The following is a 15,284-nucleotide window of genomic DNA, read 5'->3' on the forward strand; positions in this document are numbered from 1 at the left end:
TTAGATCACAAAAGACCAATAAGTACTCATTCAGGATTAATCTTTTTATGCAATTCATATGAAAATTAAACTGCCTGGACTTTCCCGCCAAAAAGCCGTATAACACCGTTTTTCGAATTAACAGGTGTTGACCGTTGAAACTTGTTCTTGCACCCATGGAAGGCTTAACAGACCCGATTATGCGTGATGTACTGACATCCGTCGGGAGCTTCGACTGGTGTGTAACCGAGTTTATTCGTGTCACGGATTCGGTGTTGCCGGATCATATCTACCATACCTACTGCCCTGAACTGTTAAATGACGGCAAAACTGCTGCCGGTACGCCGGTGCATGTACAGTTCCTGGGAAATAACCCGGAAATGCTGGCAGCCAATGCAGTGAAAGTCGCTGCTATGGGCGCGCCTGCAATTGACATGAATTTCGGCTGTCCAGCAAAAACCGTAAACCGTCATCGTGGTGGTTCAGTGCTATTAGATGAACCTGAAGTCGTCTATGAATTGGTCAAAGCTGTTCGTGATGCAGTGCCCGCATATATCCCGGTTTCGGCGAAAATGCGTCTGGGTTATATGGATCGCAACTTCATGATGGAAAATGCGCATGCCATTGAAGATGCTGGAGCGGCCTGGGTCACTGTCCATGCACGGACCAAGGCCGATGGCTATACTCCGCCAGCCTTCTGGGATCAGCTGCAACCAATTCGTGAGGCCTTAAAAATCAATGTTATTGCCAATGGTGAAATCTGGACCAATGCCGATGCGAAGCAATGTCAGCTAGAATCAGGCTGTGAAGACCTGATGATTGGCCGTGGTGCGGTCACTACACCTGATCTGACCCAATGTATTCGCCAGAATTCTGATGAGCCGCTTATCACCTGGAATGAACTGCTTGAACTGCAAATCCGTTTCCTGAATGGTTCCTATAAAAAGGAAATGAATATGGTCGGCCGTTACAAACAATGGCTGGGTATGATGTCCAAGCATTATCCTGAAGCCAAAGCACTCTGGGATGAGGTCAAACGGATTAAACAGCTGGTTGAAATTACTGAAAAGTTAAAAGCCTCGAAAAATTAAGAAAAAGCCTTTGAATGATTCAAAGGCTTTTCTGTTCGGATTGCCGCCTGTTTAAATTTGCGACATGTTCACGGTTGGTTTTCCAGGATTTTTCTAGTACTTCCTTCTCCAAGCGAATCTGGATACGTTTAATCTTGGTGTCAGAAATAACTCGCTGATTAAAGCTTTTTACATAATCTGTCCAACCTGCACCTCGAAATACATAATTTGGCATTGGGGTTTTGAATACCGCATCTGGCATAAATACAATCACAGAATGCAGCTGGGCTAGCTCAATAATATCAACCAGCAACTGCTCCAGAACTTTGATGTGCTTATAATTCTGATGAATCGGATTTTGAAATTTATAGCTATTTTTATAAAGTTTTTGCGTCCAGGTTTTTTGTCGCTCGCTACCAAAGATCCAGCCTTTATAGTTTTTGGTTTCAATCACAAACAGGCCATAAGGACTTAATAAGAAATGATCAATTTGTGTTGTGCTCCCTTCTCCATCTGGAAGAGTCAAATCGTTTAATAACCGATACTCAGGGTCTTTCAGATAAAGTTTGACATGCGTGGCAACAGCGAACTCTCCCAGCTTCCCTTTTAAAAATGGTTTAAATAACTTAAAAATGATTAAACCAATAAAAAGTAGAAGAACCCATCATAAACTGGACCAGAGTTGGCCTAAGATTAGTGTTACGAACTGATCCATATTTTAATTTTCATTAATTTTATGATTTTGATCTTAATGGGTTCGCTCAATATTTAACAGAATTTCTTTTTTATCCAGACCACCCGCAAAGCCTACCAGCTTACCACTACTGCCAATCACCCGATGACAAGGTGCAATAATCGAAATCGGGTTTTTACCATTGGCAGCACCCACGGCGCGTACTGCTTTAACATTACCGACCTGTTCAGCGATTTCCCGATAGCTTCGGGTCTGTCCATAAGGAATATTCAGCAAAGCCTGCCAGACTTTTTTTTGAAAATCAGTACCGGCAAAATCTAAAGGCAGCTCAAAAGTACTGCGTTGACCGGCAAAATATTCCTGAAGCTGACGCTGAGCTTCTATCAACACGGGATGCTGTGGATCTTCAACCAGAGTTGCCAACCTGACCCGATTCGGTTTTTCACAATCCCAGAGTACAGCCACCAATGCCGTTTCATTGGCGACCAGCTGCAACTGTCCTACAGGCGAATCCATATAAATATAACTGAGCTGCATGGCCCTACTCCTACAGAATCAAGCTTGCCAGTTTTTATTTTACTCGAAATCAGAACTGCTCAACAGCTCTTAGGAGGAGGATAATTTCATCAAAACAAGTCCGGAAATAATCAGCACCGCAGCCAGCATACGCATAGCAGAAGCAGGTTCACCTAAAACTATAACACCGACCAGAAATGAGCCGACTGCGCCAATGCCCGTCCAGATGGTATAGGCAGTTCCTAGAGGCAAAGTACGCATGGCATAGGCCAGTAATACAAAACTGAGCACCATAAAAACAATCGTAGAAATACTCGGTGTGAGTTTAGTAAAACCCTCTGAGAGCTTCATGGAATAGGCCCAGACAATCTCAAATAGTCCAGCGAATACAAGTATAATCCAGGCCATATTGCCTTCCTCCTAATTAACAGAGTCAGGCCGTCCTGACGATTTTTCTTGTTGAATTTTATAAATTTAATCAACAAGGGAGGTCGTTCCCCCTAAAAAAATAAACATCTTATAAAACAGATGACAAAACCAAACTGCCGTTTACAAAATTTGACTGAATGAGAATTAACTTAACCATGTCTTACTCAAATGCTCAGGACAACCTGAAGATTTCAGCCTATTTTAAGGAACGCCAACACGGGACATCGTGTTATGACATTACAGAGACTTGAGTAAGAAAAACAAACAAGGAATAAGTCCATATTATTAAGTTATGCACATGAATTAAATTTAAAAAAAGCGTGGAGATTTTACACAATGAAACACAAAACTAAGACCTATTGATCACTTTTTGTTTGGCTTGATTATTAACCTTTGATGAATAAACGACCACTAAAATCAAGGGCTGATATATGTAAAAAGAACTCCAATTGAGTTCTTTTTATACAAATTTTGTCTAAGATACAATCAATCAGGCTACAAACGATTACAAAATATGCAACATATCCATATGGTTATCAACATAGATATCTACACACTTATCCATAAAGTTATCCACAGATTTATGCACCTTAAACATTTTAGAGATTAAAGCTGGATTTGACCGACTTTAGCCAGCTCACTACGCATTTCATCAATCACAGCTTTATAATCTGGCTTGCCAAAAATCGCTGAACCGGCCACAAACATATCTGCACCAGCTTCTGCAATTTCACGAATATTTGCTGGTCCCACACCGCCATCTACTTCTAAGCGGATATCACGACCTGAAGCATCAATGATCTTGCGCGCCTGACGTAATTTATCCAAAGTCATTGGAATGAATTTCTGTCCACCAAAGCCAGGGTTCACACTCATTAGCAATACCTGATCAACCTTATCCAGTACATAATCCAGATAATGCAATGGTGTCGCTGGATTAAATACCAGACCGGCTTTAGCACCACCTGATTTGATCAACTGTAAAGAACGGTCAATATGATCAGATGCTTCCGGATGAAACGTAATAATATCTGCGCCTGCTTCCAGAAAGTCACCAATCATGCGATCTACAGGTTTCACCATGAGATGCACATCAATAGGTGCCTGAATACCATATTTTTTCAGTGCCTTACATACACCTGCGCCAAAGGTTAAATTGGGTACATAGTGATTATCCATAACATCGAAATGCACAACGTCTGCACCGGCCTGAAGTACATTTTCAACTTCTTCACCTAAACGGGCAAAGTCGGCAGACAAAATAGAAGGTGCAATTAAATAAGGCTTGGACATGAAAGGACCTGGCTAACTGAAATTGGATTTTTCTCATTATACCAAATGCAGTCCTGCTACTGTGACTTGGATGTTATGTGAATACAATGCTATGTAACGCTGGACAGTATTTGTGCTTAACATCATTTGACCTGGATGAAAATTAAGATGAAGATGATTAATTGAGACAGGAAAACTCGCATATCCATCAACAAAAAATCGAGGCTAAACATGCCTTGATCCTCAGAATATAGAGATATGAGTTTTTGCATTCAATATTAGGGCTAAACAGGTTGGCTCATTTTTTCTTCGAATGCATGAATCCGTTCAATTCTTTTGTCCAGCTCGGGATGCGATTCCAGATATTTTTTGAGTTTTCCAATCAAACGCAACCATTTCAGTTCAGACTCGGTAATTTGCCGTTCTTTTCCATCAATATTCAGGGTAAAGTTTTTCATTTTTATCGTTTTACTCTGCTCTGCCAGGATTCTAGCGTTTTCAACCCGCTGCAAAAAGTTCGACAAATGGATACTGGATATCTGCTGTTGATGTAAATGTTGCATGGCATAATCATCCGCAGCAAGTTCAAGCGCCTGTGAATATCCCGCATCGGCGAGTACCGCTATAGATGCCGCCACGACATCACTTAAGTCTCCCGTTACCAAGGCAAATAATCCTGCTGCACCCAGGTTGGAAATCACTTTTTGCATGCTATGTTTTTGTACCAGATGACCTTGTTCATGCGCCAGTACTGCAAGAACTTCTTCATCTGCGCCACTGAGCTTGACCAGTTCATCGGTGACAATAATGGTATTGTTCGGAATCGCAGCTGCATTAAGCCCCATGATTTCTCCGCCTTGACGGAAAATAATCTTTGCAGGTTGTCCTACCGCAATTTTCTGTTCATACAGTTTTTTTAGACGTGCTTGATGCTCTGCGGAGAGCTTGGATGGCTCAGTTTGCTCAATTAATTTCTGCTCAGTTTGATTTCCTACCTCGATCAAGGTCTGTTCCGGAAGTAATCGAGAGAGCTGCTGGGCCGTATATGGAATTCCCCATTTAAGAATAAAAATTACCGCACATATCACGATAATCATCGAGAAGAAAATCAGGAGTGGAGAACGTTCAAATTTCCATATGGCATGATAGATTTCTTTGGATTTAATCTTCAGCCAATGCGGTGCTTTGGTTAAAAATTCAATCCGACGATTTTCAGGTAATTCGATAATCGGTTTACGTCCCCCGACCCCGCCAATATACGCCATATCAGGATAAGTAAAATAAAATTCAGCTTCACTCACTTGTTTGGGTGTTTCTTCACTAAGTTTCAGGGCAATCCCGCGTTGCTGATCAGGGACAATCCATGCACGCTGAGCTTCAGCCAAAATCCCATCATAAAATCTGACTTCAACAGGTCGCTTCATCCTACTTGCCCCTATAACGATGCATCGAAATCAAAGATATCCAGTACTTCATCGGCTATAGCACTTGGATCACGCTGCAAGATATTTTTTAGATTAGTTTCGTCCTCTGCCAGATAAAGCTCCAGGTTAGCCAGTTGATATTCATATAAATGGATACTCGCCCAAGGAGTCATGAGTCCCAAACTGAGTGCACGCACCATCCAGTTACTGAGTACAATCCAGCTATAACGCCATGTCGTTACTCGGGTTTTAAAATAGCTTTGACCAAGCTCTACATGATTCCAGTTATACATATATAAGCGTGCAGATATCATCGGCCAGACCAAGGCCAGACAAAATAGATAGCTCAATACAATACCCAAGGTAAACAGGTTTGTACCGATCAAATCGACCCAGTAAACGATTGCTGCACTCCATGCGATACCAATCACCAGACACAGACATAAGGGAACATAGACTGCTGACATAAATTTAGACAACTGAATCCCCAGCCTAAACTGAAGTTGTCCGATCGATAAATGATTAAAGCAGTAACGTTTGTATAGCCAGATCACCACTGGGCTGAAAAGAAACAGGGTGAAAATATTGACCAATATCGCGAGCCATAAAACCTTATAGGCTTCCCGATTGCTTCCACTAAAATGAAACCGGACATTGCCATATTTACTATTCCGGGCCTTAAATTTCAGGGTCATCCGAATTAACCAAGGTAGAGAGATCGCAGCAATCAGAAATAATGAACTGGTGACAAGAATGGAGTAATTGGTCAAGATCAGTGTCACCACATACAACTCCAATGCCAATAGACGACCTAGCAGAATTCGGCTTGGCATGGCGATGAAGTCAAAGCGATGTTTTAACAATTGGGTATTACCGTAGAAATAGCGGATACGGCGTGCCTTTGCCCAAGGGCTATACAAAGTAAGCGTAATGATGGTTAACATCAGATTCACCATCCAGATTCCAAAATATTCAGTGGCACTGCCATGAAATCGGAAGCTGTGTTTTTCTAGTGGAGGTGATGGTTGGTCAATCTCTGGTTCAGGCTTATTGTGCATCGTGTTCTTAACTGCAACTGGTTCTACCTGATTTTTGAATAGCAACTTATATGCCATTTTTATTATATTTATTTGATATTCATATAAAAAACTCCAAAAATATGACCTATTCTTGGAGTTTCATTGTACTTTTAAGTTTGCTTGGCTTTTGCTGCTTGGCTTATGGATTTAATTGCACAGCATGGAATTGTAGATGGTCATCTACAAAGCTTTGAATAAAATAGTAACCATGATCATAACCCTGATGTTCACGTAAGGTTAATTTCTGGTTCACAGCATCGCAGGCTTGCTGAAATAAAGCCGGATTCAGCTGGCTATAGAACTGGTCAGAAAAGCCCTGATCAATCAGGATATCGCTAAACAGTGCACCTTTTTCCTGAACCAGCGCAGTTGCATCATGCTTCAACCATTCTTTGCGGTTTTCGCCCAGATAATTTGAGAATGCTTTTTCACCCCATGGACATTGGCTTGGTGCACAAATCGGTGCAAATGCCGAAACTGAACAGAATTTTTCCGGATATTTAAAAGCCAAAGTTAAAGCGCCATGTCCACCCATGGAATGACCGAAAATCCCGATCTTATCTGCCTGAACTACGAACTCTTCACACACCAGTTCATACAACTCATCGACGATAAAGCTTTCCATCTGATAATGTTCAGCCCACGGTGCTTGAGTGGCATTGATATAAAAGCCAGCGCCTTGCCCGATATCCCAGTGATCCCCTTTGGCAACATCGTCTCCACGCGGTGAAGTGTCTGGTGTAATCAGAATCAGGCCAAGCTGGGCAGCCAGACGCTGGGCATGTGCCTTGATTGCAAAAGTTTCTTCCGTACAGGTCAGGCCAGCTAAATAGAACAAAGCAGGACAACTTTGGCCTTCCAGAGCTTGTGGCGGCAGGAAGATTCCAAATCTGGTTGGTTTTTTTAATATTTTAGACTCAAAGCTATAAATCCGCTGTTCACCCTCAAAGCTTCGATTATTCTGTACCAGTTCCATCATCATTCCTTTTTCTATTTTCTAAAGTTGTAGATTGGTTTATGGAGTCAAAGCGACAGACGGAGATGCTGAAGTGGTCGTCGCTGGAGGGAAAAGACGCTGTTCCAGTTGTGGCAACATCAATTCCATATTTTTGCCAATCACCCATTGTGGTTCTGACGGTTCAAATCCTTGAGCTGCTTCCCATTTAGCCACTGTAGTCTTGGCCTGCTCAAAAGAGGCTTTCAGGCTGTTATTTTCACGCATGGCCTCATCAAAGAAAGCACGGCCGAAATAGGTATAATCAGCTTCGTTTGAACAACCGAAAGACTGACGGTCAGCAGCAGAGGCTGTGATAATTAAAGTATTATCATTCTGCAAAGCCGAAGCGAAACTACCTGAGAAACAGGCAGAAATAACAATCACTCGCCAGCGTACACCTGAGGCATCCAGAGTATCACGCAACCATTTTGGATCGACTGATGCCAGATCTAGCGGTGCATTTTCCATTTCAAATTCATTTGGCAAGCCATGTGAGGTCATATACAGGAACAGTACATCACTTTCCCGGTTCATCTGCTGGCCAATACGGCGCAAGGCCAATTCCATGCTGGTTTTGGAAGCAAGTGGAATCTCAGTCCGTGTTGCCGGATGATTCACCAGCATAATCGAACGGCCAAAAGTCCCAAACCGGGTATCAAACTGCTTTTTAATCCGCTCTATTTCTGAATAGAACACATCCTGATAACTCGCGCCAGCCACACCCATAAAGTACCAATGCGACTGTGCAAATTCACCATATTCAATTGCATCCAGCGCCTTATTCAGCAAGATCGGCTGAGCATAGAAAGCATCTTCAGCAAAACTTGGTGGAATTTCTTCAACTTTCCAGATGGGCTGATCTTTCACCGAAATCTGCCACACCACCAAGGTAAATAAGGTGGCCAGCATAATCAGTGTCCGTTCCCACCACGGCCATTTTAATTCACGTGAAATCACCCAGACCACAGCCAGACTTTGCCAGACAAACAGCATGACAAACAGGGTCGGAATATAGGCGTAGAAAATATAGGGTAGATAATCCAGATCACCCAGATACTGGATCAGGCTCTGGAACAGCATGATATGCGTATCCAGCACTAGCCAGAGTAGTGCTGGCACCAGCATCAGACGAGGATTATTCACCCGTTGGGACAAGAAAATCCCGACAATCAAGGCAATAAAGGGCCAAAGTGCATAACTGATCAAACCTTGAGAGTTAAAATCTCCCATGCGGCCGGAACTGAGCCAGCTAAACAGGCTATTAGCACAGCCGCCCAAAATGCCCCAGAACACCAGTTGTAGAATAGAGGGACGCACCAGTTGCAGCGAACGCCGAGATCCCAGAAATAACCACATCCCGGCAATTTGGTTGCTTTTAAAATCGTGCCAAAAATTGATGGAGGGTTTAAAGTCGATCATATGATTTCAGGGAGATGAGTGGCTCGCTAATGTGCCCAATAAGTTTATGCTTGATATAAGTTTTATCAATGCCAATTTTTAAATATATAACAAATCCTTGATCTATTTTGAAGCAATTCTCATATTAAGTAACCAGTTCATGCTGAAAATAGGCATCAAAACGGCAAGCATCACCAGACCATTGATGATTTGGTTCTTTTCCAGCTAAAAATACAGCCAGACGAGGACGTTTCACCACCACCCGCTTGCCAATTTTTTGTGCCAATTCTAAGAGATTATCTCCCAGATCCATTTCACCATCTTCCGGTAAAAGCAGATGTAATAACTGCATTTGTTTTTTCACCTGTGCCTGTTTTTTCGGTGCCTGCTGGTTCTGATCGCGTTGTGGAAACATCGGGTCCAGATAAACTACATCGACGACCGCATTCTGCTCAGCCTGTGATTTCAGATAGTCTGTAGAATCTGAAAAAACCAGATGAATCCGCTTAACCACCGAACTTAGAAAAGCATCCTTTTGCGCTCGGTGATGACTGTCTTCAAGTAAGGTAAATAAAATAGGATGTCGTTCGACCAAGGTCACCTGAGCACCCAAATGTGCCATCAACAGACTGTCATGACCTAGCCCAGCTGTCGCATCGATAAGAGTCGGCTTTTCTCCGAGGTTACAAGCACGAGCAATCATTTCCGATTTTAAAGAGGCACGTTTTAAGCGCCCTACTTCTGCTTGCCAATCTGGTTGCATTTTCATGCCATTGGCACAGAGCCATAGGCCGTCAGCATCAACACACAGCGCCAGTTCGGGATGTAAACGCAAGAAACGTGCATTCAGCTTTTCAATAACCTCAATACTAACCTCTACACCACGAGAAGAAAGCACAGCCTCGAAGTGCTGTGCTTTCTCTTGATACTCAGATTCGGTATATAAGCGAATCGTGCTTACCATAATCTCCAACCTGTAAAGGCAAATAATAAAATCAGTAAACCTGAGGCAATGCGATACCAGGCAAAAACCATGAAATCACGTTTTGCCACATAGGCTACCAAGGCACGGATTAATAAAAGTGCCGAGATGAACGATACGATGATACCGACTGCCAGAACTGTCCAGTCTTCTGTGGTACTGTAAACATCATAGCTTTGATACAGATCGAGCAGACCTGCCCCGATAATGACTGGAATCCCCAAGAAGAATGAAAATTCAGTTGCAGCCTTGCGTGATACGCCAAGGAACATCGCACCGATAATGGTCGCACCTGAACGTGAAGTTCCCGGTATCAGGGATAAGACCTGAATCAGACCGATCCAGATCGCATCTTTCACGGTTAGATCTTCAACTTCTTGTGCACGCACTTTGGGTGGATTCTTCTCAATCCAGATAATGATCAGACCACCAACGATCAAACCAATGGCAATCGCAATATTATTGAATAGCAGCTCCTTTACGGTTTGCCCTAGGGTCAGGCCAATCAGCACAATGGGAATAGAGGCCAGAATCAGGCCAATCCCTAAACGGCGTCCTTGCGGTTCACCACTTACGATCCCGGTTGCTGCACCCCAAAGCCGTGCCCAATATTCATAAATAACCGCGGCAATTGCCCCCATCTGAATTGCGACGACAAAAACATCGCTTTTTTCTTTGGTCCAGAAATTCATTAATTCTGAAGCCAAAATCAGATGCCCAGTACTGGAAATAGGCAAAAACTCGGTAATACCTTCAACAATACCCATAATTGCTGCTTTCAGCAGCAGTAAAAGATCCATGCTTAATCCTGATTAATTATGCTTTGCCTTGTTCTGGAATTTTTTTCCATGCGTTATCACGTAAATATACCGGAAGTGCCAATTCTGCACTGACCCAATTTTCTGTTTTTGCTGCTGCACGCGCAATCACGGCAATATCCTGCGCTGTTGCACTGACATTTTTATATTCAGATGCTGTTTCTTGAACTAGATTGGCACCTGAACCCACCACAGTAAATTTGACTGCCTCGGCACCTTGTTCATAACTCAAAAGCTGTTCTTCATCAACATCCTGCATAATCCCTTGAGCATCTAACTGATAACTGGCAACGTAGACTTCATTCATCCGTGCATCCAGTACTGCAGTTACTGCAGTTAGACCATGCAAACGATATGCCGCTTGCGCCAAAGCTTGTAAAGTCGATACCGGAATTACAGGCAGATCATTTGACCAAGCCAAAGCTTGAGTCACAGCCGCATTGATACGAACACCACTAAACGATCCCGGGCCACGACTAAAGGCAATCGCTGTCAAATCAGACACAGCCCAGCCCAGATCATTGAGGCCTTGTTCAATCATTGGAAGAATGGTTTGCGTTTGTGCCTTGGCGCGCGCATCAAGCTGAAAAAATAGTTCTTGAGTATCATCGATCACAGAGACGGAACACTGCTCATTGGCAGTCTCCAATGCCAGCACTTTCATGCACAACCTTAATTCAGAGAATATAAAAAACGTCGAATATAATACTCCACTCATATCTTCTAGGCGAGATTTTCCCAAGCCAGATACAAAAATGCCTAGAAAATTCTAGGCTTAACTGAGGACATTATTCAGATAACAGCCTAAAGCTGTACTTCTTCCAGATCCTGAAATTTCTGGAAATGCTCAGCATAGTGCATGGCACTCATTTTTAGTTTCTGAATACTGGCTTCATCTAAAGTTTTCACGACTTTGCCTGGTGAGCCCATCACCACCGAATTATCAGGAATCACCTTCCCTTCTGGAATCAGGGCATTGGCACCAATAATACAATTCTTACCAATCACGGCATGATTCAAGATCACTGCCTGAATCCCAATCAGGCTATTATCGCCAATAGTACAGCCATGCAGCATGGCCTGATGACCAATGGTCACATAATTCCCAATGTTCATTTCAATCCCAGCATCGGTATGTAGCACCGCGTTTTCCTGAACATTGGTGAAGTCACCTAAACGGATTTTACTGTTATCGGCGCGAACGACGGCGCCAAACCAGACACTCACCTGCTTGCCTAATTCGACCTGCCCAATGACTGTCGCTGTAGGTGCCACCCACCCATCCCATGGCTGATGTATTGCTTTTGGTGTATGTCCCTGAAACTGATATAACATGGCTGAAATCCTGTTCAACGGTTAAAAAATTTTGAGCGTTTAAACGCAGGTGAATTAAGTAAAAATGGCCAGTCTTTTTTATAGTCAAGCCCGTACTGAAATAATGAAATTAGCATACGTGCGGTGAGTCCCCAGACAATCTCATTTTCTACCCGCATACTTGGAAAATATAAAGACTGCTGGGCAAACCGCACTTCATAAGGCATGGGCTGGGCTTCCAGCAAGTGCTGCAAAGAAGCAAAGAAAATCCGGTCAATTTCCGTCGGCTGAGGAATGAGTTGAATCGTAGGCGGAATTAAACCCACCACAGGCTTAACCAGCATCCCATTACGTGCCTTTTGCATCGGGAGATCCCCGATCAGATGCACATCAAATGGATTAAGCGCCGTTTCCTCATACGCCTCTCTCAAGGCCACTACAATATTACTGGTATCTTGCGGGTCACGTTTACCACCTGGAAAAGACACTTCCCCTGCATGATTATTCATATAAGCTGAACGACGTGTCAGCAAAACTTTGGGATCAGCTTCATCTGTGATCGCAATTAATACAGCAGCCTGTGCAGTTTGAATCCGTTTGGAAAATCGTAAATGTTTCTGCAAGCGTTGTATTAATCCCAGCTCATCCATTCATTCAGCTCCCTATGCGACTATAATTTCATCATAGCTGATTTTTGATTTGGCGGGATAGAAATGATGCCAAATTTTGATTTTTCAGTTATCCTGACCTTACTGTTATCATTGATGATGAATATGAACTTCTGTGTGAACTGTGGGCATAAAACAACAGAGAAAATTCCTTTAGGCGATCAGAAGGTTCGCAAGGTTTGTACTACATGCGGATATATTCATTACATTAATCCAAAAGTGATTTGCGGTGCATTGGTGCTCTGGGAAGATAAAGTTCTGCTCTGCCGCCGTGCAATTGAACCACGTTATGGACTGTGGACCCTACCTGCCGGCTATATGGAACTGTTTGAAACCATGGAACAGGGCGCAGCTCGTGAAACCCGTGAAGAAGCCGAAGCTGAAGTGGATATTGAACAGCTGTACTGCATGTACAATATTCCGCGGATTGGCCAGATTTATGTCCTGTTCAAGTCTCAACTGATTGATGGAAAATTTGGTGCAGGTGAAGAAACCATTGAAGCACGTTTATTTAACGAAGATGAAATTCCCTGGAGTGAACTGGCTTTCCCGAGTGTAGAGCATACGCTTCGTCATTATTTTGAAGACCGTAAAACCAATAACTTCCCGATGCACCTAGAGACCTTGGGAACTCGTTTGGATCATACAGGTTAAAATGTCTTTTTATAAAAAAGCCCATCATTGGATGGGCTTTTTTTATTTCATGATTTGTTTTTAGTTTTGATGCTATAACAATCCGCTAATTTAAACGAAACACTTCCGCCACTTAGCTTGGCCAGATTGGTCTCCTCCGTCGTTTCATCAGTATTATTGTTGTTATAGACTTTCTGGAAGCTGGCATAAGTATTCGCCCAGCCTACGCTTTCTCCAGCTGAGTTGGTAAAGCCCACACGACTGGTTCCATTCAGTACATTAGATAAATTGAGTAATGCCCCACCAATCACAATCTTATCATCTGTATTGGTTGAAGCCTGAATAGTGGAGTTCATACCCACCAGAGCACCATTTAATGAACCAAATACAGGATCAGCGAAGACCAGTCGCATAGATACTGTCTTTTCATCTATAAATGCACGGCCTAAGGTACCGAGACGATATTGTTGAACGCCGTTATTGTCTTTAAGTCCAGCCGGTAAGATATCTCCCTGGCAACCATTAATGCTATCAGTTGCAAGATTGCTCGCGGACTGCATATTGGTACGTACATCACCATTACTATCAATCACAACACCCACTGTAACAGGGCTAATTGAGTTTTCGCTAAATTTAAACTCCATGTTGCCATACATTGGGAAAATATATTCTTCACCTGGCTCTACATTTTCAGCTGTTCTAAAGACTTGACGATCCAGATAGCTGATCGGGAAAATTTTATAAAGATCAATTGAGCCACTATAGTTGTCATCATCGGCATTAAAACGCCATAAGCCAAGACTGGCACGATCAGCATCGCTGAGTTCAGTCTTACCTGTGGCCATCTTATAAAATGCTTCTTTACCGGCAATCACATAATCGCTCAGCAAACGACCTTGGTAAATTTCTAATGGATTGCTGTTGTTAGCCACATTCATTTTATATGGTGCATTTGATGAAAGCATTCTCGTGGCAGGGCTAATCCAGCTGGTTTGCGGTACTGCAGTAATTTGCTGTGGTTTGACCTTACGGATCAATTCCGCATTAATGCCACCCAAAGATCCCAGATTATTGGAGCCCAGTTTTAGCTGAGTGTCACGCCACTGTAGTCCACTGCCGAAGGTATAACCTTGGCGGTCTGTAATCAGGATAAAATGTCCAAATAAATATTTAGTCGTTTTATCTTTAATGTCACATACAGATTTATTACAACCCGCCAGACCATCAGAACCAGTCAAGTTACTACTAATAATGCCTGAAGTTGAGAACAGAGAAAATTCCGGTTGATATACTGCTGCACTGGCAATATTGGCCAGTTTTTTTACGACTTCAAAGGCCTGATCATCACTAATCTGGCTAATATCAATAAAAGGTTTAAGGGTTTCTGCTAAATTTGCATCTGTCAGGTTGATATCTTTATTAATTTTGCCCAGATTCTTTCGCATATCCTCTGTGATATACAAGGGCTGTACATCCGTCGGATTATAGATACGGCCTTTTTCCAGTGCCAAGGTCTGCCAGATTTTGACCAGTTTCATCGCCACCTGTACGGTTGGGTCTGTCTGTTCGATTCTGGCAATATTACGACCGGTAATTCCCTTAGCAATATCAAGTACACTTAGTCGAGGTAATTGACTCGATGTACTGAGGTTCATATATTCAGAAAGCTTTACAGTACCCAACTTGATTTTGGTATCACTAAAACTTTTCAGATAAAATTCAATACTATCTGCTTTTTGACAAGTACCTGACGCCACCCCATCATTTTGGTCAAATAAAGTAATAAAGGTATTTTCTTTATCACCACTACAATTAAAATTAAGACCATCAATTGGATATTCAAGCCCCCATTCCAGACAATTCGTTGCAGTAGCAGAGCATGAACCGTTCGTGGTGGCTTCATCATTTTGTTCGGGTATGACATTCGCACTTTCACCTCCGCATCCGCTGAGGGCGGCAAATAAAGCAGTGAAAGCAAATGGATATAATATTTTATTTTTCATCTTATTCT

Annotated in this window: 16 protein-coding genes; 2 read left to right on the plus strand and 14 right to left on the minus strand. The window is 42.7% G+C overall.

Features of this window, described 5'->3' with window-relative positions; translation table 11 throughout:
* Window positions 1-134 precede the first annotated feature (134 nt).
* Window positions 135-1,070 (plus strand): tRNA-dihydrouridine synthase, encoded by a 936-nt coding sequence (locus FTV34_RS12530; protein ID WP_180070407.1) that lies wholly within the window; start codon window positions 135-137, stop codon window positions 1,068-1,070.
* Window positions 1,071-1,089: 19 nt separating this feature from the next.
* Here FTV34_RS12530 and FTV34_RS12535 read toward each other — a convergent pair whose 3' ends face one another.
* The 13 genes from FTV34_RS12535 to FTV34_RS12595 form a co-directional block, all read right to left on the minus strand.
* The gene (locus FTV34_RS12535) at window positions 1,090-1,695 is read right to left on the minus strand and encodes a nuclease-related domain-containing protein (RefSeq protein WP_180070434.1); all 606 of its coding nucleotides are present in this window, start codon (window positions 1,693-1,695) and stop codon (window positions 1,090-1,092) included.
* A gap of 102 nt (window positions 1,696-1,797) precedes the next feature.
* Window positions 1,798-2,280 carry a methylated-DNA--[protein]-cysteine S-methyltransferase gene (locus tag FTV34_RS12540; protein ID WP_180052994.1) on the minus strand — a complete coding sequence of 161 codons (483 nt, stop codon included), beginning with the start codon at window positions 2,278-2,280 and terminating at the stop codon, window positions 1,798-1,800.
* Between the two features lie 69 nt (window positions 2,281-2,349).
* Window positions 2,350-2,667 (minus strand): quaternary ammonium compound efflux SMR transporter SugE, encoded by a 318-nt coding sequence (gene sugE, locus FTV34_RS12545; protein ID WP_180070409.1) that lies wholly within the window; start codon window positions 2,665-2,667, stop codon window positions 2,350-2,352.
* Between the two features lie 627 nt (window positions 2,668-3,294).
* Entirely contained in the window at window positions 3,295-3,981 is a 687-nt protein-coding gene (gene rpe, locus FTV34_RS12550; protein ID WP_034170624.1) for a ribulose-phosphate 3-epimerase, read from the minus strand.
* Between the two features lie 263 nt (window positions 3,982-4,244).
* Complete coding sequence (locus FTV34_RS12555) at window positions 4,245-5,384, minus strand: M48 family metallopeptidase (protein WP_180070411.1); 1,140 nt, start codon at window positions 5,382-5,384, stop codon at window positions 4,245-4,247.
* A gap of 11 nt (window positions 5,385-5,395) precedes the next feature.
* The gene (locus tag FTV34_RS12560; RefSeq protein ID WP_306670000.1) at window positions 5,396-6,442 is read right to left on the minus strand and encodes a YjgN family protein; all 1,047 of its coding nucleotides are present in this window, start codon (window positions 6,440-6,442) and stop codon (window positions 5,396-5,398) included.
* A gap of 160 nt (window positions 6,443-6,602) precedes the next feature.
* Window positions 6,603-7,439, minus strand: coding sequence for an S-formylglutathione hydrolase (gene fghA / locus FTV34_RS12565; RefSeq protein WP_179993140.1), 837 nt, complete (start codon window positions 7,437-7,439; stop codon window positions 6,603-6,605).
* A gap of 39 nt (window positions 7,440-7,478) precedes the next feature.
* Window positions 7,479-8,879: a C13 family peptidase gene (locus FTV34_RS12570; RefSeq protein ID WP_180070415.1), complete on the minus strand. Its 1,401-nt coding sequence runs from the start codon at window positions 8,877-8,879 to the stop codon at window positions 7,479-7,481.
* Between the two features lie 124 nt (window positions 8,880-9,003).
* Complete coding sequence (locus FTV34_RS12575; protein ID WP_004783394.1) at window positions 9,004-9,822, minus strand: class I SAM-dependent methyltransferase; 819 nt, start codon at window positions 9,820-9,822, stop codon at window positions 9,004-9,006.
* The gene (locus tag FTV34_RS12580; RefSeq protein ID WP_005234173.1) at window positions 9,816-10,640 is read right to left on the minus strand and encodes an undecaprenyl-diphosphate phosphatase; all 825 of its coding nucleotides are present in this window, start codon (window positions 10,638-10,640) and stop codon (window positions 9,816-9,818) included. Before FTV34_RS12580 ends, FTV34_RS12575 begins: the two co-directional genes overlap by 7 nt.
* Window positions 10,641-10,656: 16 nt before the next feature.
* Entirely contained in the window at window positions 10,657-11,322 is a 666-nt protein-coding gene (tsaB, locus tag FTV34_RS12585; protein ID WP_180070417.1) for a tRNA (adenosine(37)-N6)-threonylcarbamoyltransferase complex dimerization subunit type 1 TsaB, read from the minus strand.
* A gap of 140 nt (window positions 11,323-11,462) precedes the next feature.
* Window positions 11,463-11,993, minus strand: a complete 531-nt coding sequence (locus tag FTV34_RS12590) for a gamma carbonic anhydrase family protein (RefSeq protein ID WP_175966748.1) — start codon at window positions 11,991-11,993, stop codon at window positions 11,463-11,465.
* Between the two features lie 14 nt (window positions 11,994-12,007).
* Window positions 12,008-12,622 carry a CoA pyrophosphatase gene (locus tag FTV34_RS12595; protein ID WP_004783401.1) on the minus strand — a complete coding sequence of 205 codons (615 nt, stop codon included), beginning with the start codon at window positions 12,620-12,622 and terminating at the stop codon, window positions 12,008-12,010.
* A gap of 123 nt (window positions 12,623-12,745) precedes the next feature.
* On the opposite strand from FTV34_RS12595, the gene FTV34_RS12600 reads away from it, so the two are divergent.
* On the plus strand, window positions 12,746-13,294 hold the full coding sequence (locus FTV34_RS12600; RefSeq protein WP_122959126.1) for an NUDIX hydrolase: 549 nt from the start codon (window positions 12,746-12,748) through the stop codon (window positions 13,292-13,294).
* Window positions 13,295-13,341: 47 nt separating this feature from the next.
* Here the strand turns inward: FTV34_RS12600 and FTV34_RS12605 are convergent, their stop codons facing one another.
* Window positions 13,342-15,276 carry a hypothetical protein gene (locus FTV34_RS12605; RefSeq protein ID WP_180070419.1) on the minus strand — a complete coding sequence of 645 codons (1,935 nt, stop codon included), beginning with the start codon at window positions 15,274-15,276 and terminating at the stop codon, window positions 13,342-13,344.
* Between the last annotated feature and the right edge of the window lie 8 nt (window positions 15,277-15,284).

The sequence above is a fragment of the Acinetobacter sp. YH16038 genome (assembly GCF_013417275.1).
GTDB lineage: Bacteria > Pseudomonadota > Gammaproteobacteria > Pseudomonadales > Moraxellaceae > Acinetobacter.

What these genes read in the sequence shown, in the direction of transcription:
- FTV34_RS12575 (WP_004783394.1), bottom strand. Translation starts at nt 9,822, where the DNA reads ATGGTAAGCACGATTCGCTTATATACCGAATCTGAGTATCAAGAGAAA.
- FTV34_RS12570 (WP_180070415.1), bottom strand. Translation starts at nt 8,879, where the DNA reads ATGATCGACTTTAAACCCTCCATCAATTTTTGGCACGATTTTAAAAGC.
- rpe (WP_034170624.1), bottom strand. Translation starts at nt 3,981, where the DNA reads ATGTCCAAGCCTTATTTAATTGCACCTTCTATTTTGTCTGCCGACTTT.
- FTV34_RS12560 (WP_306670000.1), bottom strand. Translation starts at nt 6,442, where the DNA reads ATGCACAATAAGCCTGAACCAGAGATTGACCAACCATCACCTCCACTA.
- FTV34_RS12605 (WP_180070419.1), bottom strand. Translation starts at nt 15,276, where the DNA reads ATGAAAAATAAAATATTATATCCATTTGCTTTCACTGCTTTATTTGCC.
- FTV34_RS12600 (WP_122959126.1), top strand. Translation starts at nt 12,746, where the DNA reads ATGAACTTCTGTGTGAACTGTGGGCATAAAACAACAGAGAAAATTCCT.
- FTV34_RS12580 (WP_005234173.1), bottom strand. Translation starts at nt 10,640, where the DNA reads ATGGATCTTTTACTGCTGCTGAAAGCAGCAATTATGGGTATTGTTGAA.
- FTV34_RS12540 (WP_180052994.1), bottom strand. Translation starts at nt 2,280, where the DNA reads ATGCAGCTCAGTTATATTTATATGGATTCGCCTGTAGGACAGTTGCAG.
- FTV34_RS12555 (WP_180070411.1), bottom strand. Translation starts at nt 5,384, where the DNA reads ATGAAGCGACCTGTTGAAGTCAGATTTTATGATGGGATTTTGGCTGAA.
- FTV34_RS12590 (WP_175966748.1), bottom strand. Translation starts at nt 11,993, where the DNA reads ATGTTATATCAGTTTCAGGGACATACACCAAAAGCAATACATCAGCCA.
- sugE (WP_180070409.1), bottom strand. Translation starts at nt 2,667, where the DNA reads ATGGCCTGGATTATACTTGTATTCGCTGGACTATTTGAGATTGTCTGG.
- tsaB (WP_180070417.1), bottom strand. Translation starts at nt 11,322, where the DNA reads ATGAAAGTGCTGGCATTGGAGACTGCCAATGAGCAGTGTTCCGTCTCT.
- FTV34_RS12595 (WP_004783401.1), bottom strand. Translation starts at nt 12,622, where the DNA reads ATGGATGAGCTGGGATTAATACAACGCTTGCAGAAACATTTACGATTT.
- fghA (WP_179993140.1), bottom strand. Translation starts at nt 7,439, where the DNA reads ATGGAACTGGTACAGAATAATCGAAGCTTTGAGGGTGAACAGCGGATT.